The sequence below is a fragment of the Actinomyces gaoshouyii genome (genome assembly GCF_002076915.1).
Lineage (GTDB): Bacteria > Actinomycetota > Actinomycetes > Actinomycetales > Actinomycetaceae > Actinomyces > Actinomyces gaoshouyii.
In genome coordinates this window covers 1,997,028-2,021,635 of record NZ_CP020468.1, presented here as the reverse complement: position 1 = coordinate 2,021,635, position 24,608 = coordinate 1,997,028, and the positions used below count along the sequence as shown (strand labels likewise).

17 protein-coding genes are annotated in these 24,608 nt (G+C 72.6%); 14 read left to right on the top strand and 3 right to left on the bottom strand.

Annotated features, from left to right (window positions below):
* Positions 1-473 precede the first annotated feature (473 nt).
* Positions 474-1,928, bottom strand: coding sequence for a glycosyltransferase (locus B6G06_RS08385; RefSeq protein WP_081171867.1), 1,455 nt, complete (start codon positions 1,926-1,928; stop codon positions 474-476).
* Between the two features lie 175 nt (positions 1,929-2,103).
* Here B6G06_RS08385 and purL point away from each other — a divergent pair, with 175 nt between their 5' ends.
* The 14 genes from purL (at position 2,104) to purM (ending at position 23,234) form a co-directional block, all read left to right on the top strand.
* Positions 2,104-4,485, top strand: coding sequence for a phosphoribosylformylglycinamidine synthase subunit PurL (gene purL / locus B6G06_RS08380; RefSeq protein WP_081171866.1), 2,382 nt, complete (start codon positions 2,104-2,106; stop codon positions 4,483-4,485).
* A 1,210-nt stretch (positions 4,486-5,695) separates the two neighbouring features.
* On the top strand, positions 5,696-7,309 hold the full coding sequence (locus tag B6G06_RS08375; RefSeq protein WP_240494049.1) for an alpha-amylase family protein: 1,614 nt from the start codon (positions 5,696-5,698) through the stop codon (positions 7,307-7,309).
* A gap of 259 nt (positions 7,310-7,568) precedes the next feature.
* Positions 7,569-8,906 carry an NADP-specific glutamate dehydrogenase gene (gene gdhA, locus B6G06_RS08370; RefSeq protein WP_080462127.1) on the top strand — a complete coding sequence of 446 codons (1,338 nt, stop codon included), beginning with the start codon at positions 7,569-7,571 and terminating at the stop codon, positions 8,904-8,906.
* A gap of 246 nt (positions 8,907-9,152) precedes the next feature.
* A complete protein-coding gene (locus B6G06_RS08365) occupies positions 9,153-9,923 on the top strand; it encodes a DeoR/GlpR family DNA-binding transcription regulator (RefSeq protein ID WP_080462126.1) in 771 nt (256 codons plus the stop codon).
* Positions 9,920-10,924 (top strand): 1-phosphofructokinase family hexose kinase, encoded by a 1,005-nt coding sequence (locus tag B6G06_RS08360; RefSeq protein ID WP_081171865.1) that lies wholly within the window; start codon positions 9,920-9,922, stop codon positions 10,922-10,924. Before B6G06_RS08365 ends, B6G06_RS08360 begins: the two co-directional genes overlap by 4 nt.
* 97 nt (positions 10,925-11,021) lie before the next feature.
* Complete coding sequence (locus B6G06_RS08355) at positions 11,022-13,094, top strand: PTS fructose transporter subunit IIABC (RefSeq protein ID WP_081171864.1); 2,073 nt, start codon at positions 11,022-11,024, stop codon at positions 13,092-13,094.
* Positions 13,095-13,240: 146 nt separating this feature from the next.
* The gene (locus B6G06_RS08350) at positions 13,241-13,642 is read left to right on the top strand and encodes a sterol carrier family protein (protein WP_081171863.1); all 402 of its coding nucleotides are present in this window, start codon (positions 13,241-13,243) and stop codon (positions 13,640-13,642) included.
* Between the two features lie 45 nt (positions 13,643-13,687).
* Positions 13,688-15,271, top strand: coding sequence for an RNB domain-containing ribonuclease (locus B6G06_RS08345; protein WP_081171862.1), 1,584 nt, complete (start codon positions 13,688-13,690; stop codon positions 15,269-15,271).
* 123 nt (positions 15,272-15,394) lie between these two features.
* Positions 15,395-16,213, top strand: a complete 819-nt coding sequence (locus B6G06_RS08340; RefSeq protein WP_081171861.1) for a FadR/GntR family transcriptional regulator — start codon at positions 15,395-15,397, stop codon at positions 16,211-16,213.
* Positions 16,214-16,288: 75 nt separating this feature from the next.
* A complete protein-coding gene (locus B6G06_RS08335; protein WP_081171860.1) occupies positions 16,289-17,713 on the top strand; it encodes a four-carbon acid sugar kinase family protein in 1,425 nt (474 codons plus the stop codon).
* A 33-nt stretch (positions 17,714-17,746) separates the two neighbouring features.
* Positions 17,747-18,670: an NAD(P)-dependent oxidoreductase gene (locus B6G06_RS08330; protein ID WP_080462119.1), complete on the top strand. Its 924-nt coding sequence runs from the start codon at positions 17,747-17,749 to the stop codon at positions 18,668-18,670.
* The gene (locus tag B6G06_RS08325) at positions 18,667-20,124 is read left to right on the top strand and encodes a GntP family transporter (RefSeq protein WP_240494048.1); all 1,458 of its coding nucleotides are present in this window, start codon (positions 18,667-18,669) and stop codon (positions 20,122-20,124) included. The genes B6G06_RS08330 and B6G06_RS08325 overlap by 4 nt, the downstream gene beginning before the upstream one ends.
* Positions 20,125-20,154: 30 nt before the next feature.
* Positions 20,155-22,089 carry an amidophosphoribosyltransferase gene (gene purF / locus B6G06_RS08320; protein ID WP_420807190.1) on the top strand — a complete coding sequence of 645 codons (1,935 nt, stop codon included), beginning with the start codon at positions 20,155-20,157 and terminating at the stop codon, positions 22,087-22,089.
* Positions 22,086-23,234, top strand: coding sequence for a phosphoribosylformylglycinamidine cyclo-ligase (gene purM / locus B6G06_RS08315; RefSeq protein ID WP_080462118.1), 1,149 nt, complete (start codon positions 22,086-22,088; stop codon positions 23,232-23,234). Before purF ends, purM begins: the two co-directional genes overlap by 4 nt.
* Before the next feature lie 233 nt (positions 23,235-23,467).
* On the opposite strand, the gene B6G06_RS08310 is transcribed toward purM, so the two are convergent.
* Together B6G06_RS08310 and B6G06_RS08305 are read right to left on the bottom strand one after the other, a co-directional pair.
* Complete coding sequence (locus B6G06_RS08310; RefSeq protein WP_080462117.1) at positions 23,468-23,935, bottom strand: DUF3806 domain-containing protein; 468 nt, start codon at positions 23,933-23,935, stop codon at positions 23,468-23,470.
* A 290-nt stretch (positions 23,936-24,225) separates the two neighbouring features.
* Entirely contained in the window at positions 24,226-24,462 is a 237-nt protein-coding gene (locus tag B6G06_RS08305) for a DUF3073 domain-containing protein (protein ID WP_080462116.1), read from the bottom strand.
* Between the last annotated feature and the right edge of the window lie 146 nt (positions 24,463-24,608).

Below are 24,608 nucleotides of genomic sequence, written 5' to 3'. Positions count from 1 at the left end.
GCCCGGCTGCGCGCGTGGGGCACGATCGGGAACCTGCGAGAAGCCTGGGAGTTATCCACAAGGCCGCCCGGCGGGCTGTGGACAAGCCTGTGTTGATCGCTCTGAGACCGAAGCGCCGGAATCGTGTCGGCATCGTGATCGGGCAGGGGCGCCCCCATGCCGGGCCGGCTTCCCGGGCCTCCTCCCGGAATGGCGGCCTGCTGCGGGAAACGGGGCTCCAGGAGCTCAAAACGTGAGGAAAACCGCATAATCTCGGGGATTTGACCAATCCTGGCAAGACCCTGTACGCACCCTGAAAAGAGACTTGTGCCCCCGTGTGTGGTACATACGGGGGCACAATCGTGGATGTGAGGTCGCCTTCACAGGCGGAGGCCCGCTATCTCGCGGCTCGTCCCCCGCTGCGCACATGCCTGTGGAGGAAGCCTGTGGAAAACTCTGGGGGGAGGCGCGCGCCCGACCGCCGGGGCCGGACCTCAGGACCTCTCAAGGGCCGCCGCGAGGGCGTCGACGACCTGCAGGAGATGCCGGTCCGGTAGGAAGGATCGGCGCACCGACTCGTGCGCCGTCGCCCCCATCTCCGCCGCCCGCTCGGGGAAGAGCAGCAGGTCCGCCACGGCCTGAGCCCAGGCGGCGCCGTCATGCGGGTCCACGAGGACGCCGTCGACGCCGTCGGTCACCTGCGTGCGGATCCCCCCGACGCCGGAGGCCACCACGGGGGTCTTCTTCCACATCGCCTCGGCCACCGTCAGCCCGAAGGCCTCGACGATCGAGCGCTGGGTGACCACCGAGCTCACCCGCTGCGCGGCGTTGACCACGAGGGCGTTGACCTCCCGGTCCTGGGCGGGCACCGCCGCGATGTGGATGCGCGAACGGGCCGCCGCGGGGAGGAGCTCAACGGCCTCGACGACCTCGTCCAGCACCCGCGCCGCAGCGGTGCCGCTCCCGGGGCGAGGCCCCACCAGCAGCAGGTGCGCGTCGTCGGGGAGGGCCCCGAGGTTCTCCGCGAAGGCGATCGCCAACTCCCTCATGCCCTTGAGCCGGTCCCAGCGCGAGACCTGCGTGATCGTCCGCGCCCCCAGCGGTACCGGGCCCCCGGCGCGCATGACGCCGCTCTCGCCGTTCTCGGCCGCCGCGGAGCGCAGCGCGTCCGTCCGTCCGTCGCCGCGGATGAAGGGGAAGGCGTCGAAGGGGGGCTCGCCGTCGAAGATCCCCGCCAGGCGCGCGATCGACCAGGCCTCATCCATGTCGAGAACCCGGTTCTTGGGGCTGTCGGGGTTGATGGAGGGCGGGATGACTGCGCAGGCCTCGGGCTCGGTGAAGGGGGGCCGGTACTCCTCGCAGGAGACGATCACGTAGTCGGCGTCCTCCAGATAGCGGTCCAGGAAGGCCCAGGCGCGCTGGGCGTCCTCCACGCCCTCGGGGTCGGCGGTGGCCAGATCCGCGCCCGCGTGGCAGCGCCACACGACGACGGCGCCCGCCGCCTTGAGGGGGCGCGCCAGGCCGGCGGTCGCCGGATCATGGAGGATGACGATGTCACCCTCGCAGATGTCCCCGGCGACGTTCTCCGCGTTGGACGCCAGTGTGTGCTCGTAGAGGTCGCGCTCCTTGTCCCCCAGGCGGCCTCGGTCCCCGATGTCCCCATGGATCCACGAGTGCAGGCGCCCGCTGAGGGCGATGAACTCCGCCGGAGCGTCCAGGCACAGCCACCGGGCGTCGACGCCCAGGCCACGGGCGTAGCCCACCAGGGGGGCCACGGTCTCCACGGGGCCGGCGCCCGCCTGGTCCGTGGGAGTCACGGTCCATAGGACGCGTCCCTCCAGGAGCGCCTGCGCGGCTGCCACGCCGTCGCGGAGCCGGTGCGCGGCGATCTCATCGAGATGGGGCTCGAGCTCTGACAGGGGCAGCGGTGCGACGTCGATGGTTCTCATGGCACGATCTTGCCCTCTCCGCGTGTGAGAGGCCGCACCTTTGGGGCGCGTCTTCGTCTCGAATCGCGGATCGTGCTCGCCGGCCGGCTCACCTGGGGGACTCATGGCCGCTCGCCCCCACCCGCCGAGTATCCTCAGGCGCGGCACCCTCCCGCCCACCCCCAGGAGCAGTCGCATGGCTCACACAGCCCGCACCGCCGAGACCGCCCCCCGTCCCGTCGAGCACCCCGACACCGTCGCCGACGCCGCGGCAACGCCCGATCAGGCGATGCCCTGGGCCGAGCTCGGCCTCAAGGCCGACGAGTACGAGGGCATCAAGCGCCTCCTCGGTCGCCGCCCCACGGCCGCCGAGCTCGCCATGTACTCCGTCATGTGGTCCGAGCACTGCTCCTACAAGTCCTCCAAGATCCACCTCAAGCAGTTCGGCGCCAAGGTCACCCCCGAGATGCGCGAGCACCTGCTGGTCGGCATGGGGGAGAACGCCGGCGTCGTCGACATCGGCGACGGCTGGGCCGTGACCTACAAGGTCGAGTCCCACAACCACCCGAGCTTCGTCGAGCCCTACCAGGGCGCCGCGACCGGCGTGGGCGGGATCGTCCGCGACATCATCTCCATGGGCGCGCGGCCCGTGGCCGTCATGGACCAGCTGCGCTTCGGTGCCGCGGACCACCCCGACACCGCCCGCGTCGTGCACGGCGTCGTGGCAGGTGTGGGCGGGTACGGCAACTGCCTGGGCCTGCCCAACATCGGCGGCGAGACCGAGTTCGACCCCTCCTACCAGGAGAACCCCCTCGTCAACGCCCTGTGCGTGGGGGTCCTGCGCCACGAGGACATCCACCTGGCCAACGCCTCCGGCGCGGGCAACAAGGTCATCCTCTTCGGCGCGCGCACCGGCGGCGACGGCATCGGCGGCGCCTCCATCCTGGCCAGCGAGTCCTTCGAGGACGGCATGCCGGCCAAGCGCCCCAGCGTCCAGGTGGGCGACCCCTTCATGGAGAAGGTCCTCATCGAGTGCTGCCTCGACCTGTTCGACGCCGACCTCGTCCTTGGCATCCAGGACCTGGGCGCCGCCGGCATCTCCTGCGCCACGAGCGAGCTGGCCTCCAACGGCGACGGCGGCATGCACGTCGACCTCGAGAAGGTCCTCCTGCGCGACCCGTCGCTCACCGCCGGCGAGATCCTCATGAGCGAGTCCCAGGAGCGCATGATGGCCGTCGTCGCCCCCGAGCGGCTCGACGACTTCATGGCCGTCATCGACAAGTGGGACGTCGAGGCCGCCGTCATCGGCGAGGTCAATGGCTCCGGCCGCCTGACCATCGACCACTTCGGTGAGCGCATCGTCGACGTCGACCCGCGCACCGTCGCCCACGAGGGCCCCACCTACGACCGCCCCTACTCCCGCCCTGCCTGGCAGGACGGCCTCAACGCGGACTCCTCCGACCGCCTGGCGCGCCCGGCCACGGCGGCCGAGCTCACCGAGCAGGTGCTCGCCGTCGTCACCGATGTCAACCAGGCCTCCACCGCCTGGGTCACCGACCAGTACGACCGCTTCGTGCGGGGCAACACCGCCCTGGCCCAGCCCGACGACGCCGGCGTCGTCCGCGTCGACGAGGCCACTGGCCGGGGCGTGGCCATCGCCACCGACGCCAACGGGCGCTTCACCAAGCTCGACCCGGCCACCGGCGCGGCCCAGGCGCTGGCCGAGTCCTACCGCAACGTGTGCACGGTGGGCGCCACCCCGCGGGCCGTCACCGACTGCCTCAACTTCGGCTCCCCGGAGGACCCCGACGCCATGTGGCAGCTCGTCGAGGCCATTACCGGCCTGGCCGACGCCTGCCGGCAGATGGGCGTGCCCGTCACCGGCGGCAACGTCTCGCTGTACAACTCTCACGGCAAGGTCAAGGGGCTCATCGACTCCTCCATCAACCCCACGCCCGTCGTCGGCGTCCTGGGCGTCATGGACGACGTGCGCCGTGCCAACCCCTCGGGCTGGCACGAGGAGGGCCTGGCGATCATCGCCCTGGGCGCCACCGCCGACGAGCTCGACGGCTCGGCCTGGACGCGCGTCGTCCACGACCACCTCGGCGGGCTGCCCCCGAAGGTGGACCTCGAGGCGGAGATGGCCCTGGGGCGGGTGCTCCTCGCGCTGAGCAAGGCGGACCTGCCCGACGGCTCTCGGCTGGTGCGCGCCGCCCACGACTGCTCGACGGGTGGTCTCATCCAGACCCTGGTCGACTCGGCGCTGCGATTCGGCGTGGGGGCCAGCGTGGATCTGGCCCCCATCGCGAGTCGCGACGGCGTCGACGACGTCACCGCCCTGTTCTCCGAGTCCGGGGCGCGCGCGCTCGTGGCCGTCCACGAGGCCGCCGTGCCGGTGGTGGAGGCCGCCGCGGGCGCCGAGGGCGTGCCGTGGGCGCGCATCGGCACCACCGGCGGGGACATGCTCGTCGTCACCGGCACGGACCTGCTGACCGACGGCGGTGCCGGTCGCCCGCTCATGCTCGATCTCGCCGAGCTGCGTGACGGTGTGGAGGCTACCCTCCCCGCGCTCTTCTAGTGGACTCGCCACCCCGATGCGGGCATTGCTACGGCTTCCGCCTGTGAGGCCGCAGGGGGAGCTCTTGTGACCGCAATTTCTTGTTAAGGGCCCAAATTATGTCCCAACCTCGTGTGAACCATGGGTATAACGCACTGCTGGCTGCGTCCATCACTGCGGTTGCGATGCTCTTCAATCGCGGCATTCCGTGGTGGGCGTGGATTCTCTCCTTTCTGGTGATACTGGCCTTTTCCGAGTTATTCATCAAGGATGATGGTGGGCGGTGCTGGCAGGGGGCGGTGGAAGAGGTCCCGGCGATTGTTCGTTTATGCCGCGACCTTTGCGGTCGCCATCATCGTTTCCGCCATCATATTCATGACGGTGTAGGTGGTCTTCAGGCTCTTCTGGGTGCAGGTGCGGTCTGGGCCTGCCCGGTTCGGGCTGGACCGGCGCCGCCCCCCACAGCGGGCTCCCAGGCGGTGATGGCGGACTCGACCTCATGTCTCACCATTGCCGTCAATGAACCCGCCTGGGCGAGTGCAACCTGGCCGCTCGGAACCCACCTCGGCCCCGATGGGGTCACGGTGGCCGTCCACGCCCCGCCGCCACCCGGCTCCAACTCGAGGTCTACCCCGAGGCCCTCGGGGCGACGGCGTCGAGCACCTTCCTGCCCGCGCGCGGCGAGGATGGCGTCTGGCGCGCCCAGATCGCCGGCCTCGAGGCCGGTGCCCTCCTCGGCTGGCGCGCCTGGGGGCCCAACTGGCCCTACGACCCCGCCTGGACGCCCGGCTCCGCCATTGGCTTCCTCGCCGACCTCGATGAGCAGGGCAACCGCTTCAACCCCAACAAGGTCCTCTTCGACCCCTACTCCCATGAGATCACCCATACCGTCTACACCGATCGCCTGGACGATTACGGCGTCAACGACGGCGTCTTCGGCACCGGCGGCGACGAGATCGAGATTGCCGGCGCCACCGTCCCGCGTCGCCAGATCGACACCGCCCCCTACGCCCCCAAGGGTGTCGTCCTGCCCGAGGACGCCGCCCATGCCGCCACCGCCCCCAAACCCCACCTGCCCGCCGAGCAGGCCATCGTCTACGAGGCCAGCGTCAAGCAGCTGACCGGGCATCCCTCCGCCGCGCGCCTGCGCGACCTACTCGCCGGCGAGTCCGGCTTCGAGGACGTCGCGGATATCCCCGCCGAGTACCAGGGCACCTATAAGGGGGCCGGCATGCTCGCCCCCTACCTCAAGGCCGCCGGCTTCACCGCCGTCGAGCTCCTTCCCGTCCACGAGACCAACGCCTCGGAGTCCGGGCGCGAGGGCAAGACCAACGCCTGGGGCTACATGACCCTGTCCTTCTTCGCCCCCAACCGCCAGTACTCCGCGGACAAGGGCTGGGGCGGCCCCACCCGTGAGTTCACCGAGATGGTCGACGCCTTCCACGCCGCCGGCATCGAGGTCTACCTCGACGTCGTCTACAACCATACCGCCGAGGGCGGCAACTGGGGCGGCGACGTGAACACCGTCGGCTTCACCAGCCTGGGCGGCTTCGCGACCGCCGAGTACTACCAGATGACGACCGACAAGATCCTCGTCGACGGCGCCACCGGCACCTCCAACCAGATCAACTACTCCTCCCCGGTGGCCCGCCAACTCGTGCTGGACTCGCTGCGCTACTGGTGCACGACGATGGGAGTGGACGGCTTCCGCTTCGACCTGGCCACCGTGCTGGGCCGCATGCCCGCTGAGGCCGCCGCCGACGACTGGGGCAGTCTCAAGCGCTTCTTCAACGAGCCCCCGCTGCTCACCGGCATCGCCGACCTCGCCTCCGAGCAGGACATCGAGGTCATCGCCGAGGCCTGGGACCTGTGGGGCTACGAGGTCGGCAACTTCCCGCGCGGCTGGGGCGAATGGAACGGCCGCTACCGCGACGCCGTGCGCCGCTTCGCCAAGGGGGACGGCAATACCGGGGCCTTCATCGATGTCGTCAATGGCGACTACCACCACTTCGACGACAATGGCGGTCCCCAGAAGTCCGTCAACTTCGTCGTGGCCCACGACGGCTTCAACCTCGCCGACCTCGTGAGCTACCCCGCCAAGAACAACGCCCTGCCCGCCCCCTTCGGCCCCTCCGACGGCGGCAACGACGACAACATGTCCTGGGACTCCGGCGGCGACCATGTCCTGCGCCGCCAGCGCCTGCGCAACTTCTGGGCGATCCTCATGCTCTCGCGCGGCGTGCCCATGGTCGTGGCCGGCGACGAGATGGGCCGCACCCAGAACGGCAACAACAACCCGTGGGCCATCGACACCGTCGCCATGCGCACCAACTACGCGATGGTGTCCACGAGCGCCCCCCAGGGCGTCCCCGTCGAGGCCGACGTCGAGGCTTCGTACCACGACAACCTCGGCACTTTCGACGCGCCCAGCGAGAATGTCAATCCGCTCTTCCGCTTCGCGTGCTTCCTCATGGGCCTGCGCCATGACCACCCCGCCCTGCGCCAGGCCTCCTGGGGCGATGACCAGGTCGGCGGCGACGACGTCTCCTACCTCTTCCGCGCCCCGGCCGGAGCCGGCTCCCCGCAGGAGGGCGACCGCGCCCTGCGAGTCGTCATCGACGCCCCCGACGAGGCCTTCTGCGCCATGATCAACATGGCCGGCGACGCCGTTGTCTTCGAGGTGCCCGGCGACGAGGGAGGCGCCCAGTGGCGGCGGATCGCCGACACCGCCGCCTGGGCCGAGCCCGAGTGCAACTACTGGCTCGAGGGGACCGGGCAGGTGCTCGACGGCGAGGTCGTCGTCGCGCCCTGGTCGGTGGTCGTCGTCCACGCAGCCAAGGCCTGAGCCGACCGGCGCATGATCCCGGGCGGGTCCGGGGGCCGCGGTGGTGGGGCCGCCTCTCTTTCCATCGAGGCCCCGGGACAGCGCGCCGACTGCCCCTGGCGGGGGCGCCCCGACGCGAGGACTGTGGCCCGCGCCGCAGAGAAGTCACTGAGTGAGATCATTCATCTCAGCGAAATGTGGCGATGGGACGCTTGAATCCGGCACCGGGGCAGAAGCACGGTGCCTTTTATGAGGACGCGAGCACGCGAAGGAGTCCGTCATGGCTGAAGTCGTTGAAAAGGTCTATGAGCAGGTGGTCGCCCGCAACCGCGGGGAGACCGAGTTCCACCAGGCCGTCCGGGAGGTGCTGGACTCCCTCGCCCCCGTCATCGCCAAGCACCCGCACTACGCCGAGGGCGCGCTCCTCGAGCGCATCGTCGAGCCCGAGCGCCAGGTCATCTTCCGGATCCCGTGGGTCGATGACGCCGGCAACGTCCAGGTCAACCGCGGCTTCCGCATCGAGTTCAACTCCGCCCTCGGCCCCTACAAGGGCGGCCTGCGCTTCCACCCCAGCGTCAACGCCGGCATCATCAAGTTCCTCGGCTTCGAGCAGATCTTCAAGAACGCCCTGACCAACCAGGCCATCGGCGGTGGCAAGGGCGGAAGCGACTTCGATCCCCACGGCCGCTCCGACGCCGAGGTCATGCGCTTCTGCCAGTCCTTCATGACCGAGCTCTCCCGCCACATCGGCCCGAGCACGGACGTGCCCGCCGGCGACATCGGCGTGGGCGGTCGCGAGATCGGTTTCCTCTTCGGCCAGTACAAGCGCCTGCGCAACTCCTACGACGCCGGAGTCCTCACCGGCAAGGGCCTGGCGTGGGGCGGCTCCCTCGTGCGCACCGAGGCCACCGGCTACGGCACCGTCCTGTTCGCCCAGTCCATGCTCGCCACCAGGGGCCAGAGCCTGGAGGGCAAGAGGGTCGCGGTCTCCGGTTCCGGGAACGTCGCCATCTACGCCATCGAGAAGGCCCAGCAGCTCGGCGCCACCCCGATCACCTTCTCCGACTCCTCCGGCTACGTCGTCGACGAGGCCGGCGTGGATCTCGACCTCCTCAAGCAGGTCAAGGAGGTCGAGCGCGGCCGTGTCGCCGACTACGTCTCCCGCCGCCCCGGTGCCCGCCTCGTGACCGAGGGGCGCGTCTGGGACGTCCCGGTCGATGTCGCCCTGCCCTGCGCCACCCAGAACGAGCTCGACGGCTCCAGCGCCGCCACGCTGCTGCGAGGCGGCTGCGCCGTCGTCGCCGAGGGCGCCAACATGCCCTCCACCCCCGAGGCCATCGAGGCCTTCCAGGCCGCCGGCATCCTCTACGCCCCCGGCAAGGCCGCCAACGCCGGTGGCGTGGCGACCTCCGCCCTCGAGATGGAGCAGAACGCCGGTCGCACCCGCTGGAGCTTCGAGACCGCCGAGGCCAAGCTCACCGCCATCATGGCCGACATTCACGACTCCTGCGTGGCCGCCGCTGAGGAGTACGGCCGCCCCGGCGACTACGTCCTGGGGGCCAACGCCGCCGGCTTCACCCGCGTCGCCGACGTCATGATCGCCCACGGGGTCGTCTGAGTCCCGCCCCGCTGGATCGGCGGCCCCGCGCTGCCGGCTCCGACTCTTGACGGCGCCCGCCACCTGCCCGCCGGTGGCGGGCGCCGCCGCGCGGGCTCGGCTAGGATGTGGTGTAGATCACGTGACGCGACGCCCGAACGGGCGTACGATTGTGCTTGTTAGGGCTTATTGAGCCCATATCCATGCCCGTTCGGGCATTGATATGGGCTCCAGGGCATCCGGGACAGTGTCGTCGAGGAGGGCAGCGTGAACGTCGAGCAACGCCAAGCGGGCATCGTCGCGGCCGTCGCGCGCGAGGGCCGCGTCCACGTCACCGAGCTCGCCACCCGCTACGGCGTGACCGTCGAGACCATTCGCCGCGATCTCGGCGCCCTCGACCGCGCCGGGGCCCTGCGCAAGGTCCACGGCGGTGCTGTCCCGGCCCCCGTCAGCGCCTCCCCCGAGACCGGCGTCGCCGAGCGCGAGCTCGCGGACGCCCCCGCCAAGGCCGCCATCGCTGCGGCGGCCCTCGATGCCCTGGAGCCGGGCAGGGGGATGAGCCTCCTCCTCGACGCCGGGACCACCACCGCCGCGCTCGCCCGCCTCCTGCCCACGGGCCTCGACCTGCGCGTCATCACCGACTCCCTGCTCATCGCCTCCCTCCTCGCCCCCCGGGAGGGCATCAGTGTGCGCGTCCTGGGGGGGCAGGTCCGCGGCATGACGCAGGCCGCCGTCGGCCCGGAGGCTCTCGACGCCCTCGCCCACCTGAGGGCCGACGCCACCGTCCTGGGCGCCAATGGGATCAGCGCCGAGCACGGGCTGTCCACGCCCGACCCGGACGAAGCGGCCGTCAAGCGTGCCATGGTGGGAGCCGGGCGCCGCGTCCTCGCCCTGGCGGACGCCTCCAAGATCGGGCAGGAGCACCTCGTCTCCTTCGCCGACACCGCCGACGTCGACCTCCTCATCACCAACGCCCCCCTGCCCGACTCTCTGGCCAGTCATCTGTCCACCACAGGAACCGAGGTCCGCATCGCATGATCGTCACGCTCACGCCCAATCCCTCGCTCGACCGCACCGTCGCCCTGCCCGGGCCTCTCGTGCGCGGCGGCGTCAACCGTCTGACCAGCGTCGTCACCGACCCCGGTGGCAAGGGCGTCAACGTCGCCCGCGTCCTGGTCTCCTCCGGCCTGGAGGCCACCACGGTCCTGCCCGCCGCCGAGCACGACCCCCTGCGGGTCGCCCTCGAGGCCGTCGCACAGCCCGGCCTGACCGTCGCCCCCGTCACCGTGCCGGGCGCCGCGCGCGTCAACACCGCCGTCACCGAGCCCGACGGCACCACCACCAAGATCAACGAGCCCGGCGCCGAGCTGGGCTGGCCCGAGCGCGCCGCCATCGAGGAGGCTCTGCTCGCGGCCGTCAGGGCCGGGGGCGGCTCGGTCGGGGACGACGGCTCCCAATGGGCGATCCTGTCGGGCTCCTTGCCGCCCGGCGCCCCCACCGACTGGTACGCCCGCCTCGTCGCGCTGCTGCGCCCCACGGGGGTGAGCATCGCCGTCGACACCTCGGACGCCCCGCTCGCCGCCCTGGCAGCCGCCCTGCCGGAGGCCGCCCCCGACCTCATCAAGCCCAACGGCGAGGAGCTCGGCCAGCTCGCCGGACTGCCTGCCGAGCGCGCCATGGCCCTGGAGGACGGCGCCCTCGCCGGGGATCTCGCCCCCGTCGTCGACGCCGCCCGCGTCCTCGTCGACCGCGGTGTCACCGCCGTCATGGCCACCCTCGGGCCCGCCGGGGGGGTCCTCGTGACCGCCGAGGGCGCCTGGCACTGCCCGGCTCCGGCCATCGACGTCGTCTCCACCGTCGGCGCGGGCGACTCCTCCGTCGCCGGTTACGTCCTGGCCGACACCCGCGGGGACGGCCCCGCCGAGCGCCTGGCCACCGCCATGCTCTACGGCTCCGCCGCCGCCTCCCTGCCCGGAACCACCCTGCCCACCCCCGCCGATCTGCCGGGAGCCCCGCCAGCCGTCACCCGGCTCGCCTGAGCGTTCGGCTGCGAGACCGAGCCCGACCACCGGCGCCCCACGACCCGATGACCCGATCCGCCGGCATCCCCGGCACCGACCGATCCAAGGAAGCACTATGACCGAGACCATCGACACCGGCGGCACCGCGCCGCTCATCGTCCCCGAGCTCGTCGCGCTCGACGCCAGCCCCGGCGCCGACAAGAGCGACGTCATCACCTACCTGGCCGGGGTTGTCGCGGGGGCCGGGCGGGCCGACGCCCCCGAGGGCCTGGCATCCGACGCCCTGGCCCGAGAGGCCACCGCCCCCACCGGTATCCCCGGCGGCATCGCCATCCCGCACTGCCGCTCCGAGCACGTGCTCGCCGCCAGCCTCGGATTCGCCCGCCTCGCCGAGCCGGTGGACTTCGGCGCCGCCGACGGCCGGGCCGCCGACCTCATCTTCATGATCGCCGCTCCCGCGGGCGCCGATGACATGCACCTCAAGCTCCTCGCCAAGCTCGCCCGCGGCCTCATGCGCACCGACTTCACCGACGCCCTGCGCAGCGCGGGCAGCGCCGAGGAGGTCGTCCGCATGGTCACCGAACAGGTCCAGCCCGAGCTGCTCGAGGGCGGCGCCAGCGCCGAGGAGGCGAGCGCTCCCGCCCACGCCGCTCCCGCTGCCCCCGCCGGCGAGCGCATCATCGTCGGCGCCACCTCCTGCCCCACCGGCATCGCCCACACCTTCATGGCTGCCGAGGCCCTCGAGCAGGCGGGCACCGAGCGCGGCATCACCGTGCGCATCGAGGGCCAGGGCTCGGGCAAGATCGACGCCCTCGACTCCGAGCTCATCAAGCGCGCCGACGCCGTCGTCTTCGCCCACGACCTGCCCATCAAGGGGCGCGAGCGCTTCGCCGGCAAGCCGGTCATCGACGTCGGCGTCAAGGCCGCTGTCAACGATGCCGGGAGCCTCATCGACCAGGCCCTCGCCGCCATCGACGATCCCGCCGCCCAGCGCGTCCCCGCCGACGCCGCAGGCGGCCAGGACGCCGCGGAGGAGGACCAGGGCTCCGTCCACTGGGCCCGGCGCCTCCAGCGCGCCGTCATGACCGGCGTGTCCTACATGATCCCCTTCGTCGCGGCGGGCGGTCTGCTCATCGCCCTGGGGTTCCTGCTCGGCGGATACGGCGTCGCCCTCACCCCCGACGGCGCCAGCGAGTCCATCGCGGCCTCGGTGGTCAAGGACTACTCGCTCACCAACCCGCCGACGGCCATTGTCGGCGAGGGCATCCACTCGGGGATGCTCCTCTACCTCGGCTCCGTGCTGTTCATGCTCGGTCAGGCCGCCATGGGCTTCCTCGTCCCGGCGCTCGCCGGCTACATCGCCTTCGGACTGGCCGGTCGCCCCGGCATCGCCCCCGGCTTCGCCATGGGCGTCGTGGCCACCGCGGTCGGTTCCGGCTTCATCGGCGGCCTTGTGGGAGGCATCCTCGCCGGCTACGTCGCCGCCTGGCTCGCGGGTCTCGCAGTGCCCCGCTGGCTGCGCGGGCTCATGCCCGTCGTCGTCATCCCGCTGGGGACCACGCTGGTCGTGGGCGGGCTCATGTACCTCGTGCTCGGCCGGCCGCTCGCGGCACTCATGACCTCCCTCCAGGACGGGCTGACCTCGATGTCCGGTGGCAGCTCGGCCATTCTCCTGGGCGTCATCCTCGGTCTCATGATGTGCTTCGACCTGGGCGGACCCGTCAACAAGGCGGCCTACCTCTTCGCCACGGCCGGCCTATCCGCGCAGACAACCGCCTCCTTCGAGATCATGGCGGCCGTCATGGCCGCCGGCATGGTGCCGCCGCTGGCCGTCTCCGTGGCGACCTTCCTGCGCCCCCGCCTGTTCACCAAGGCCGAGGTCGAGAACGGCCGCAGCGCCTGGCTGCTCGGCCTGTCCTTCATCTCCGAGGGGGCCATCCCCTTCGCCGCCGCCGACCCGCTGCGCATCATCCCGGCCACCATGGCCGGCGGTGCCGTCACCGGTGCGCTGACCATGGCCCTGCACGTGGGTTCCCGTGCCCCCCACGGCGGCCTCTTCGTGGCCTTCGCCATCACCAACGTGGTGGGCTTCCTCCTGGCGATTCTCGCCGGCGTGGCGGTGACCTCAGCGCTCGTGGTGGCCCTCAAGGGCCTCGGGCACCGCAAGGCGGCTGCGGCCGCAGCCTGATCCCCGCGCCGCGCCGACGTCCCGGGCCCCGTTCGCCGTCGCGAGCGGGGCCCGGGACATTTCGCATCGGCTGGGCGCCATCGCGGCACTACTGCGGGTCGGTTCGCGCATTCCGCGTGTCCTGGGCGCTCGGGTATCTTCAGCCCATGCCGGCACGACGACGCATCGACCCCTCCGACGGCGCCTCCGCCGTTCGCGCCTGGGCCGTCGCCGGAGCCGGCGCGAGGGAGGGGGCCCAGGCGCGGTCGGCCGCCGTCGATCGCCGGGTGCTCGCCACCGCCGTTCGCTACATGCTCGAGGAGCTCGCCGCCTGCGCGCCGGGCCGCAGCGTCGAGGTCCGCGTCCCGCCCTACGGAGCCACTCAGGCCGTTGCCGGGACCACCCACCGGCGCGGCACCCCGTCCAGCGTCGTCGAGACCGATGCCGACACCTGGCTCGCCCTGGCCACCGGCCGCCTGGCCTGGGAGGACGCCACGGATTCGGGGGCCCTGATGGCCTCGGGGGAGCGCTGCGACCTCAGCCCCTACCTGCCCCTCATGCCCGCCTGATCCCGCCTCCACCAGTGCGTGCCGCCGACGCGGTAGGTTCGCCCCATGAGCCGCGCCCGCCTCAGCAGCTTCACCGCACCGCCCGGACCCGTCGTCGCCGCGCTCGCCGCCCTGCGCGAGCGCTACGAGATCCCCGATTCCGGGGCCGAGGGATTCCCCGCCGACGCGCTCGCCGAGGCGGAGGCGGCCGCCGCCGCATGGCGGGCCGGCGGCCCGGCGCGCCTCCTGGCCGCGGGAGCCCGCGACGCCCGTGACCTGCCCCTGGTGACCATCGATCCGCCCGGCTCCATGGACCTCGACCAGGCCGTCGCCCTGGAGCGCCTCGATGCCGACGCGCTCCCGGGGCCCGCCGCGGCGAGTGGGGGAGCCCCCGGGCCGCGCGGCGCCGCCTCCGACCCCGGCGCGGGGAGGGCCGCCTACCGGATCTCCTACGCCATCGCCTCCCTGGCCACCTTCGTGACCCCCGGCGGGAGCCTCGACGCCGAGCTCGCGCGCCGCGGGGAGACCGTCTACCTGCCCGACGCCTCCACGCCCCTGCACCCGCCCGTGCTCGCCCACGGCGCCGCCTCCCTCCTGCCCGACCAGGAGCGCCCCGCCTGCCTGTGGACGATCGACCTCGACGCCGCCGGCGCCATCGTCGCAGCCCACGTGGAGCGGGCGCTCGTGCGCTCGCGCGCGCGCCTGACCTACCAGGAGGTCCAGGCCGCGCTCGATACCGGCACGCCCCTCCCGGGCGCCGTCCCCGCCGAACTGCCCGCCCTGCTGGCCACTATCGGCACCCTGCGCCAGCAGCGCGAGGCTGCCCGCGGAGGCGTGTCCCTGCCCGCCCCGGAGCACGAGATCGAGCGCGACGGCGAGGCCTACCGCCTCGTCTTCCGCGTGCCGGTCGCCGTCGAGGGCTTCAACGCCCAGATCTCCCTGCTCACCGGGATCTGCGCCGCGCGGATCATGGCGGACGCCGGCGTCGGTGTCCTGCGCACCATGCCGCCCGCCGCCGAGGAGGATCGGCGCCGGCTGCGCCGCGTCGCCCGGGCGCTGCGCATCGACTGGCCCGCCACCGTCCCCTACGCCGAGCTCGTGCGCGGCCTGGACGCCTCCGACCCCGCGCACCTGGCCTTCATGGATCACGCCCTCACCCTCTTCCGCGGCTCGGGCTACCTCACCCTCCTGCCCGGCGGTGAGCCGCTTGCCGACGGCGAGGCCCAGCACGCGGCCATCGCCTCCCGCTACGCCCACGTCACCGCGCCGCTGCGCAGGCTCGTCGACCGCTACGGCCTCGAGGCCTGCCTCGCCGCCTGCGACGGGCGCGGTGCGCCCGACTGGGTGGTGGAGGCGCTGCCGGGCCTGCCCGAGACGATGGCGACGACGGGGCGGCGGGCGAGCGCCGCCAGCAGGGGCGCCATCGACGCCATCGAGGCCCTCGTCCTGGCCGGGCACGAGGGGGAGGTCTTCGACGCCGTCATCACCTCCGAGCGCGACGGGCGCGGCGAGGTCATGCTCGACGATCCGGCGGTGCGCGGCACGGTTGTCGGCCGGAGCCTGCCCGTCGGTCAGGACGTGCGCGTCCGGCTCGAATCGGTCGACGTCGCCGCCGGTAGGACGCGCTTCCGGCTGGAAGCGGACAGGTGAGCGCGGCGGCCGGGTCGCTCCCGGCGCGGAGCCCGGGTGGAGGGGCGCGAGCCCTTGCGCGTCAGGTGTGACTGCCGTAACGTACATCAAGTCATCTGAGGACTTGAGGGGACGGGAGGCGGCATGAGCGGTCGCGTCAGCATCGTCGCAGTCATCGTCGACACCCTCCTCGCCCGCGTCGTCGCCGGCACCTACCGGCCGGGCGGCGCGCTGCCCGCCGAGGCCTCCCTGGCTGAGGACCTCCAGGTCTCGCGCCTCACCGTGCGCGAGGCCATCAAGGTCCTCGTCGCCCGCGGCGTCCTGCGCTCCCGCCAGGGCTCGGGCACCTACGTCGTCGACCCGGACCGCTGGACGGACCTGGCGGGCCTGCTCATGCTTGAGCGCGCCCGCCGCGACGAGCGCGAGGTTGGCCTGGCCCTGCTCGAGGCGCGCCGCATGCTCGAGGTCGGTTCAGCGGGTCTCGCCGCCGCTCGCCGTACCCCGGACCAGCTCGATGCCATGGGCCGCGCCATCGGCGACCTGCGCCGCGCCCACCAGCGCGACGACGTCGAGGCCGCCGCCCGGGCCGACCTCGACTTCCACGACCTGCTCATCCACGCGGCCGGAAACCCGCTCGTCGTGGGCACCTACGCCCCGCTGCGCGAGGAGCTCATGCGCGCCAGGCTCGTGACCTCGGCCCACCCGGAGGTCAGGAGCCACGCCATCGAGCAGCACGAGCGTATCCTGTTCGCCCTTCGCGCCGGATCGCCCGATGCCGCCAAGGCGGCCATGCGGGCGCATATGGAGCAGACGAGCAACGACCTGCTCTCCCACACCCCGATCGTCCCCACCGTTCCGGTCGCATCGGGGCCGATCGAGGGCTGCGACGGCGGGCCGCCCACGTGCCCGCCCGACCCCGCCCCTCCGGTCCTCCCGGCCCTTCCGACTCCCCGCGGCTCCTGAACCGCGCCACCCCGCCCGAGGCGCCCCGCATACTCGCCAGATATTCATCAGAGGATTTGTCGCAAAGGAGCGAGCATGATCACCCTCGACGAGCTCACCGCAGGGATCCCGCAGGGCCCCCGCGTCGACCGCGCCGCCATCACCGAAGGACTCAACCGCGTCCTCATCGTCCTCGACGACGACCCCACCGGCACCCAGTCCGTCGCCGACCTGCCCGTGGTCACCGGCTGGAGCGTCGCCGACCTCACCTGGGCGCTGAGCACCGGCGCCCCCGCCGTCTACGTCATGACCAACTCGCGGTCCCTGGACCCCCGGGACGCGGCCAGAGTCAACACCGAGGTCGTCACCCACGCCCTGGAGGCCTCCCGGGCGACCGGGCGCGCCGTCGCCTTCGTCTCCCGCTCGGACTCCACCCTGCGCGGCCACTACCCCCTCGAGCCCGACACCATCGCCGACCTCGTCGAGGCCGACGGCGCCCGCGTCGACGGCATCATCCTGTCGCCGGCCTTTGCCGACGCGGGGCGGATCACCGTCCACGGCACTCATTACGCCGGTTCCCCGACCACCGGGTACGTCCCCGTCGGCCAGACCGAGTTTGCCCGGGACAGGACCTTCGGCTACCGCTCCTCCGAACTCGCCGCCTGGGTCGAGGAGAAGACCGGGGGCGCCACGGCGGCCGGCGATGTCATCGTCATCGACCTGGCTGCGCTGCGCACCGACCCCGACGCCGTCGTCGCGGCCCTGCGCGGCGCACGGGACCGCGCCCCCATCGCCGTGGACTGCGCCGAGGAGAACGACCTCCTGCTGCTCGCCCTGGCCCTCCAGAGGGCCGAGGAGTCGGGGTCCACCTTCGTCTACCGCGTCGGACCGCCCTTCGTGCGCGCCCGCATCGGCCAGAGGCCCCACCCCCCGCTCACCCCCGACCAGGCCCAGCCCGCGAGCACGGCCCCGGCCACCGACGCCCGGGGCGGCCTCATCGTCGTCGGCTCCCACGTCGGCCTGACGGGCCGGCAGGTCGACGCCCTGCACGCGGACACCGCCACCCCTGAGCTCGTCCTCGACGTCCCCACCATCCTCGACCCGCAGCGACGCGATGCCCACGTCCTGGATATCGCCCACCGCGCCGCCGCCACCCTGGAGGACGGCAACGTCGTCGTGCGCCGCGGCGGGGCCTTCGTGCCCGGGAAGGACCCCGAGGAGTCCCTCGACTTCGCCCGGCGCGTCTCAGCGGCCGTCGTCGAGGTCGTCCAGCGCATCGTCGCGGCGCGCTGCCCCCGCTTCGTCATCGCCAAGGGCGGCATCACCTCATCCGATGTCGCCTCCAAGGGCCTGGGCATCAGCCGGGCGATCGTCCGCGGCCCCATGCTCCCCGGGATCGTCTCGCTGTGGGAGCCCCAGGACGGGCCCGCCGCCGGGGTCCCCTACATCGTCTTCGCCGGCAATGTCGGCGACGACGACTCCCTCGCCGTCGTCGTCAAGACCCTCAACACAACCCCCTGAGAAGCCGCGCCCCCACCAGATCAGGAGATCATCATGACCACTACCGTCGCCGTCCTCGGATTGGGGGCCATGGGGCTGCCCATGGCCACCCACCTGGCAACCGCCTTCACCGTCACCGGCTTCGACATCGCCCCCGAGCGCATGGACCTCGCCTCCCGGGCCGGGGTCGCGCCCTCGGCAGGCGCCGCCGAGGCCGCCTCCGGAGCCGACGTCGTCCTCGTCGCCGTGCGCAACCAGGCCCAGCTCGACGAACTCCTCTTCGGCCCGACCGGGATCGCCTCCGCCATGCGCCCCGGCGCCATCGTCCTGCTCACCTCCACCGTCGGCGAGGGCGTCAAGGACGTCGCCGCGCGCCTGGCCGACGCGGGCCTCGCCCTCATCGACGCCCCCGTCTCCGGCGGCCCCGCGCGCGCCGGCCAGGGGGACCTCCTCGTCGTCGTCGGCGCCGACGACGACGCCTGGCAGCGCGCCCACGACGTCCTGGACGCCATGGCCTCCACCCTCGTGCGCGTGGGCGACGCCCCCGGCTACGGCCAGTCCATGAAGACCGTCAACCAGCTCCTGTGCGGCGTCCACATCGCCGCCGCCGGCGAGGCCCTCGCCCTGGCCCGAGCACTCGGCCTCGACCCCGAGGCGGCCCTGCGGGCCCTCATGGCCGGCGCGGCCGAGTCCTTCATGCTCGGCGACCGCGGCCCCCGCATGCTCCAGGCCTACGACGCCGAGGGCGCCGAGGTCCGCTCCCGCCTCGACATCTTCGTCAAGGACATGGGCATCGTCACCGCGGCCGCCAAGGGCGCCGGCCTGTCCACCCCCGTCGCGGCCGCCGCCGAGCAGCTCTACCTCCAGGGCGCCCTGCGCGGGCTGGCCGCCCGGGACGACTCCAGCATCATCACGGTGGTGGCGCCGAGCCGGGGAGAGGCGGGCGGGGCCGACCGGTCCGGGGAGGCGCCGGCATGAGCGCCGTCGCGCTGAGCCCGGGCCTGGCCCCGGTGCTCGCCTCCATACTGCCCATGGCCGGCGAGGAACCCCCCGAGCCCGTCCTGTCCGCGCCCGTCCTGCTGCTCCTGGCCGCAGCGGCCATCGCCGTTCTGCTCCTCCTGGTCATCAAGGCCAAGATGAGCGCCTTCGTCGCCATGCTCCTGGTCTCCATGGGCCTGGCGCTCGCCGCCCGCATCCCCGTGGGCGACGTCGTGACCACCATGACCAACGGCATGGGCAAGACCCTGGGGACCGTGGCGATGATCGTGGGCCTGGGGGCGATCCTGGGGCGCGTGATCGAGGCCGCCGGAGGCGCGGAGATCCTCGCCGACCGCTTCACCCGCATGCTGGGCAGGCAACGCGTCATCGCAGCCGTGACCGCGGCCTCCTTCATCCTGGGCATCCCGATCTTCTTCGATGTCGGCTTCATCATCCTTGCGCCGATCGTCTTCGGCTTCGCCCACATCGCCAGGATCAACCCGCTCAGGATCGGGCTGCCGGTCGCCGCCACCCTCATGGCGCTGCACGTCGTCGTCCCGCCCCACCCCGGACCGGTGGCCTCCGCCGCGACCCTGGGGGCCGATGTCGGGCTGCTGACCATGGCCTCCCTGCCCGTGTGCGCCCTGGTCGCCGTCGCCTCCTACTACGCCTCGAAGCTGTTCAAGGTGGACAGCATCGTCCTGGACGGCAGCTCGCTGGGCTCCGCGCAGGAGAGCGCCGAGTCGACCTACGCGCCGGGCGGGGCCATCGCCCGTCCCCGCGCCACCGGGCCGCTCACCGTCATCCTCCTCATCATCGAGCCCATCGTCCAGATGATGCTGGGGACCGTCGGGCAGATGATGGTCGAGAAGGGGAGCACCGCCCACGGGGTGCTGGGCTTCATCGGCTCCTCGACGACGGCGCTGCTGACCGCAGTCCTGCTCGCTTACGTCGTGGTGGGCCACCAGCAGCGCTGGGACCTGGAGCAGCGCGGCACGGTCCTGGACTCCGCCCTGCCCGACGTCGCCACGATCGTCTTCGTCACCGGCGCCGGGGGCGTCTTCGCCTCCGTCCTCGTGGCCAGCGGGATCGGCAAGGCGCTGTCCGGGGTGCTCGTGGACGCCAATATGCCGATCCTGGTCACCGCCTTCGTCATCTCCCTGGCGCTGCGGGCCTCGCAGGGCTCGGCCACGGTCGCGATCCTCACCACCGGCGGACTGCTGGCCGACGCCGTCGCTACCGGCGGCTACTCGCCCCTCCAGGTCGTCCTCATCCAGATGGCCATCGGCTTCGGGGCGCTCGGCCTGTCGCATATCTCCGACTCCGGGTTCTGGATCGTCACGAAGTACATGGGCCTGTCCGTCAAGGACGGGCTGCGGACGTGGACGGCGCTGTCGACCATCGCCGGATTGATCGGGTTCCTCCTGACCGCCGCGATGTGGCTCGTCGTCTGAAGAGGGGACGGGGTGTGGGAGGATGCCTCTGTGCGTCACGGTGAGATCCCCACGCTCGCGTCCTTCCGCTCCACCACTCCATCCGCCTCCTCCCGAGGCGACCGCGCGCCTGGGCGCCCGGAGGGCCCCGGGCGCCCCGCGGACCTCGGGGCCGGCGCGGTGGCGCCGGGCCCGAGCACCGTTGATCCGCGGGTCGAGGACGAGCCCGGGATCCGCGAGGAGTGCGGCGTCTTCGGCGTCTGGGCCCCCGGGGAGGAGGTCTCCCGGCTGTGCTACTTCGGGCTCTACGCCCTGCAGCACCGCGGCCAGGAATCCGCCGGGATCGCCACCACCGACGGCGCCTCCATCCGCGTCTACAAGGACCTCGGCCTCGTCTCCCAGGTCTTCGACGACCCCGTCCTGACCAACCTCGCCGGCCACATGGCCGTCGCCCATGTCCGATACGCCACCACCGGCGCCACCACCTGGGAGAACGCCCAGCCGATGCTCGGTCCCGTGGCCGGCTCCACCCTCGCCCTGACCCACAACGGCAACCTCACCAACACGCGCGAGCTCATGGAGGCCGTCCACGCGGCCAGCGGCGAGGACCTCACCGGGGAGCTCGGCCGGGGCTCGTCCACCGACACCGCCGTCATCGCCGCGCTCATGAACCTCGTCTCCATCGCGGGCGCCCCCGCGGGTTGGGACCACGCGGCCGACCGCGCCGAGGCCTGGCCCGGCCTCCTCCCGGCCCCCGATGGCGCCCCGGCAGGGGACGCGAACGGCGGCCCCGCCCCCGACGTCGCCTCCGCCGCCCGGCTCGTCCTTCCCATGCTGCGCGGCGCCTACTCGCTGGTCTTCATGGACGAGCACACCCTCTACGCCGCCCGCGACCCCCACGGCGTGCGCCCCCTCGTCCTGGGCCGGCTCGACGCCGGGTGGGTGGTCGCCTCCGAGACCGCCGCCCTGGACATCGTCGGCGCCCGCTTCGTGCGCGAGATCGAGCCCGGAGAGCTCATCGAGATCGATGGCGGCGGCGTTCGCTCCACCCGTTTCGCCGCCGCCCGCCGCGCCGGATGCGTCTTCGAGTACGTCTACCTCGCCCGCCCCGACACGCGCATCGCGGGCCGCTCCATCATCACCGCCCGCAACACCATGGGTGCCATCCTCGCCCGCGAGCACGCCGTCGACGCCGACCTCGTCATCGCCACTCCCGAGTCCGGCACCCCCGCCGCCATCGGCTACGCCCAGGCCTCCGGCATCCCCTACGCCCAGGGCCTGGTGAAGAACGCCTACGTGGGCCGCACCTTCATCCAGCCCACCCAGACCCTGCGCCAGCTCGGCATCCGCCTCAAGCTCAACCCCGTGCGCGAGGTCATCGAGGGCAAGCGCCTCGTCGTCGTCGACGACTCCATCGTGCGCGGCAACACCCAGCGGGCCCTCGTGCGCATGCTCCGCGAGGCCGGCGCCGCCGAGGTCCACATCCGCATCTCCTCCCCGCCCGTGCTCTGGCCCTGCTTCTACGGCATCGACTTCGCCACCCGGGACGAGCTCATCGCCACCTCGATGAGCGTGGACGCGATCCGCGACTCCATCGGCGCGGACTCGCTCGGTTACCTGTCCGTGGACGGCATGATCGAGGCCAGCGGGCAGCCGGGCAACGAGCTCTGCCTGGCCTGTTTCACCGGCTCCTACCCCATCACCCCGCCCCGCGAGGGCGTCATCGCCTCGGCCGCCTCGGCCGACCAGGGCCGGGAGGCCATCGAGCCCCGGCCCGCTGTGCCCAGCGCGCCGCGCTACATCAGCCCGGATCTCATCACCATGCCGGACCTCGCCACCGGCTCCACCCGGGCCACCGCCCCCAAGCGCCGCACGGCCCCGCAGCCGCAGACCGTCCGCGTCCCCGACGGCGCCCGCCCCGGGGCGCCCGCCGGCCCCACCACCGACCCGGCGCCCGCCGCCCCCGAGGAAGGACACCCCCAGTGAGGACCACAGGCACCACAGGATCTACCGGCATCACCTACGCCTCCGCCGGCGTCGATACCGAGGCGGGGGACCGCGCCGTCGAGCTCATGAAGGCCTCTGTGTCCGCCACCATGACGCCCGCGGTCGTCGGCGGCGTCGGAGGATTCGCCGGCATGGTCGACGTCAGCGGGCTGCGCGACTACCGCCGCCCCCTCCTGGCCACCTCCACCGATGGGGTCGGCACGAAGGTCGCCATCGCCCAGGCCCTCGGCGTCCACGACACCATCGGCCAGGATCTCGTGGGCATGGTCGTCGATGACATCGTCGTTGTCGGTGCCCGCCCCCTGCTCATGACCGACTACATCGCCTGCGGCCGCGTGGTCCCCGAGCGCGTCGCCGACATCGTCCGCGGCGTGGCCAAGGCCTGCGCCGCCGTCGGCGCGCCCCTGCTGGGCGGGGAGACCGCCGAGCACCCCGGCCTCATGGCCCCCGATGACTACGACGTCGCCGGCGCCGCCACCGGGGTCGTCGAGGCCGACCGCGTCCTCGGCGCCGAGCGCGTGCGCGCGGGGGACGCGCTTATCGCCATGGCCTCCTCCGGCCTGCACTCCAACGGGTACTCCCTCGTGCGGCGCGTCATCGAGCACGCCGGCTGGTCCCTGGACCGCGAGGTCCCCGAGCTCGGCAGGGCGCTCGGCGCCGAGCTCCTCGAACCCACCCGCCTCTACACCGCCGCCTGCCTGGGCATCCTCGAGCGCGTCAGCCCCGATGACGGCTCCGGCGAGATGAGCGTTCATGCGCTGTCCCACATCACCGGCGGGGGACTGGCCGCCAATCTCTCCCGAGTCCTTCCCACCGGCCTCGTCGGCGACGTCGACCGCTCGGCCTGGACGGTCCCGCCCGTCTTCGACCTCGTCCGCGCCCTGGGGGAGGTGCCCTGGGGCGACCTCGAGTCCACCCTCAACCTGGGAGTCGGCATGGTGGCGGTGGTGGACCCGGAGGCCGCTGACGCCACCATGGCGGCCAGCCGGGCGGCGGGCATCGAGGCCTGGGTGCTCGGAACCGTCCATGACGCCGCCGGCTACGCGCCCAGTGGACGGGTCGTGGCCGGCGCCAAGGGCGTCGACGGCGGTTCCGTCGACATCCACGGCCAGTATCGGGCGTGACGAGCACCGCCGGCGGCCGGGGCTCGCCGGACCGCCCCGTCCGGGGGACTGGTCCGCCGGCTCGCGAGCATGACGGCGCCGGGCGCACCACGGTGCGCCCGGCGCCGTTCTCAGGGACCCGGCCCTGCGCGCGATCAGGGATCGCGCGCATCAAGGAGGTGGACCGGCTGCTCAGGGTCAGGGGATCGACGCTGCCGGCGTCGAGAGTCCTGTGTGGGGCGGGGCGCCCCCGGCTAGGCGGTGGCCTCGGCGCGCCGGCGCCGCTCAATGGCCCGGCGGGCGCCTTCCACGTAGTCGGCCAGGTCCCCCTCGCTCTGCCCCGTCCAGCGCTTGGCGACGGCGTTGATGGGGAACAGGGTGATCTGGCCGGGATCGCCGACCACCGCGGCATCGGTCCCGTACTCGTCGGTCACCAGGGCCCAGGAGAGGCCGCACTGGTTGACGAGCATCTGGCCCAGGGCGGCGCCGATCATGGAGACGGTCGGGTTCGGGTCCTCCCGCTCCTCGGGGGCGACCGACGACCACGCGGCGCGCTCGGCCACAAGGAACTCCTGGAGCGCGGCTGGTGACGTCATGAGCCCGGCCTGGTCGGCCTGGGACACGAGCATGTCGATCCACGCGGTCTCAGCCTCGTTGAGAGGGCTGATCTGGGGCGCGGAGGCACCGCACTCGCTGGGCTGAGCTTCGTCCTTGCGTGCCATCGACAGTGTCTCCCTTCGTCGAGATGAGCTCTCAGCCGACGTGGCCCGTCCGGCAGGGCATGAGGCGCGGGCGCACCGGCTCGGAGCGCCCGCATGAGAGCGGGCGACAACTCTTGAGCTGTTCAAGAGCGGGTCAACCGTAGGGTGACGAACCTGGGAGCGCGGTGGGGGCTGCGTGAGCACTGACAGGGAGAACGCCCCGGCGCCACCGCCCGGGGACTGCCGGGGGCGGCGCGCCGTTCAGTGGAGCGCCCGCGAGGACGCGGCGGGGCAGGGCGCCAGCGGCGGCCTCAGCGGCGCCGAGTGCCGTGGGTGGGCGCCGTCTCGCTGGGGGCATCCCACTCGGCGTCCTCGTCCGGGATGTCGTACTTGGAGGCGAGCGCTTCGTAATCGATCTGGTCGTCGGCCTCAGGACCCGATGCGGTGGAGAGCTCGCGCTCGAGCGCCGCGTAATCGGTCTCCGGGCTGAAGTACTTGAGCTTGCGGGCGACCTTGGTCGCCTTGGCCTTCTGACGGCCGCGCCCCATAGGCTCGACCCCCTCCAACGTGTCTCTGAGCGCGCTCAAGGCGCGCGCGTGCATGGGCTAATGTGTCGTGAGGCAACCGTACATCGTCACCGAGCATGAGCACCATTCGGCGCTCGGAGGGCGGGACTGGCGTGGCTGTTGGGATT

Bases quoted from the DNA above. Each gene is read 5' to 3' on its own strand.
- B6G06_RS08345 (WP_081171862.1), top strand. From the start codon at position 13,688: ATGAGCCGCGCCCGCCTCAGCAGCTTCACCGCACCGCCCGGACCCGTC.
- B6G06_RS08310 (WP_080462117.1), bottom strand. From the start codon at position 23,935: ATGGCACGCAAGGACGAAGCTCAGCCCAGCGAGTGCGGTGCCTCCGCG.
- purL (WP_081171866.1), top strand. From the start codon at position 2,104: ATGGCTCACACAGCCCGCACCGCCGAGACCGCCCCCCGTCCCGTCGAG.
- B6G06_RS08360 (WP_081171865.1), top strand. From the start codon at position 9,920: ATGATCGTCACGCTCACGCCCAATCCCTCGCTCGACCGCACCGTCGCC.
- B6G06_RS08375 (WP_240494049.1), top strand. From the start codon at position 5,696: ATGCTCGCCCCCTACCTCAAGGCCGCCGGCTTCACCGCCGTCGAGCTC.
- B6G06_RS08325 (WP_240494048.1), top strand. From the start codon at position 18,667: ATGAGCGCCGTCGCGCTGAGCCCGGGCCTGGCCCCGGTGCTCGCCTCC.
- B6G06_RS08305 (WP_080462116.1), bottom strand. From the start codon at position 24,462: ATGGGGCGCGGCCGTCAGAAGGCCAAGGCGACCAAGGTCGCCCGCAAG.
- gdhA (WP_080462127.1), top strand. From the start codon at position 7,569: ATGGCTGAAGTCGTTGAAAAGGTCTATGAGCAGGTGGTCGCCCGCAAC.
- B6G06_RS08355 (WP_081171864.1), top strand. From the start codon at position 11,022: ATGACCGAGACCATCGACACCGGCGGCACCGCGCCGCTCATCGTCCCC.
- B6G06_RS08330 (WP_080462119.1), top strand. From the start codon at position 17,747: ATGACCACTACCGTCGCCGTCCTCGGATTGGGGGCCATGGGGCTGCCC.
- B6G06_RS08350 (WP_081171863.1), top strand. From the start codon at position 13,241: ATGCCGGCACGACGACGCATCGACCCCTCCGACGGCGCCTCCGCCGTT.
- B6G06_RS08340 (WP_081171861.1), top strand. From the start codon at position 15,395: ATGAGCGGTCGCGTCAGCATCGTCGCAGTCATCGTCGACACCCTCCTC.
- B6G06_RS08385 (WP_081171867.1), bottom strand. From the start codon at position 1,928: ATGAGAACCATCGACGTCGCACCGCTGCCCCTGTCAGAGCTCGAGCCC.
- B6G06_RS08335 (WP_081171860.1), top strand. From the start codon at position 16,289: ATGATCACCCTCGACGAGCTCACCGCAGGGATCCCGCAGGGCCCCCGC.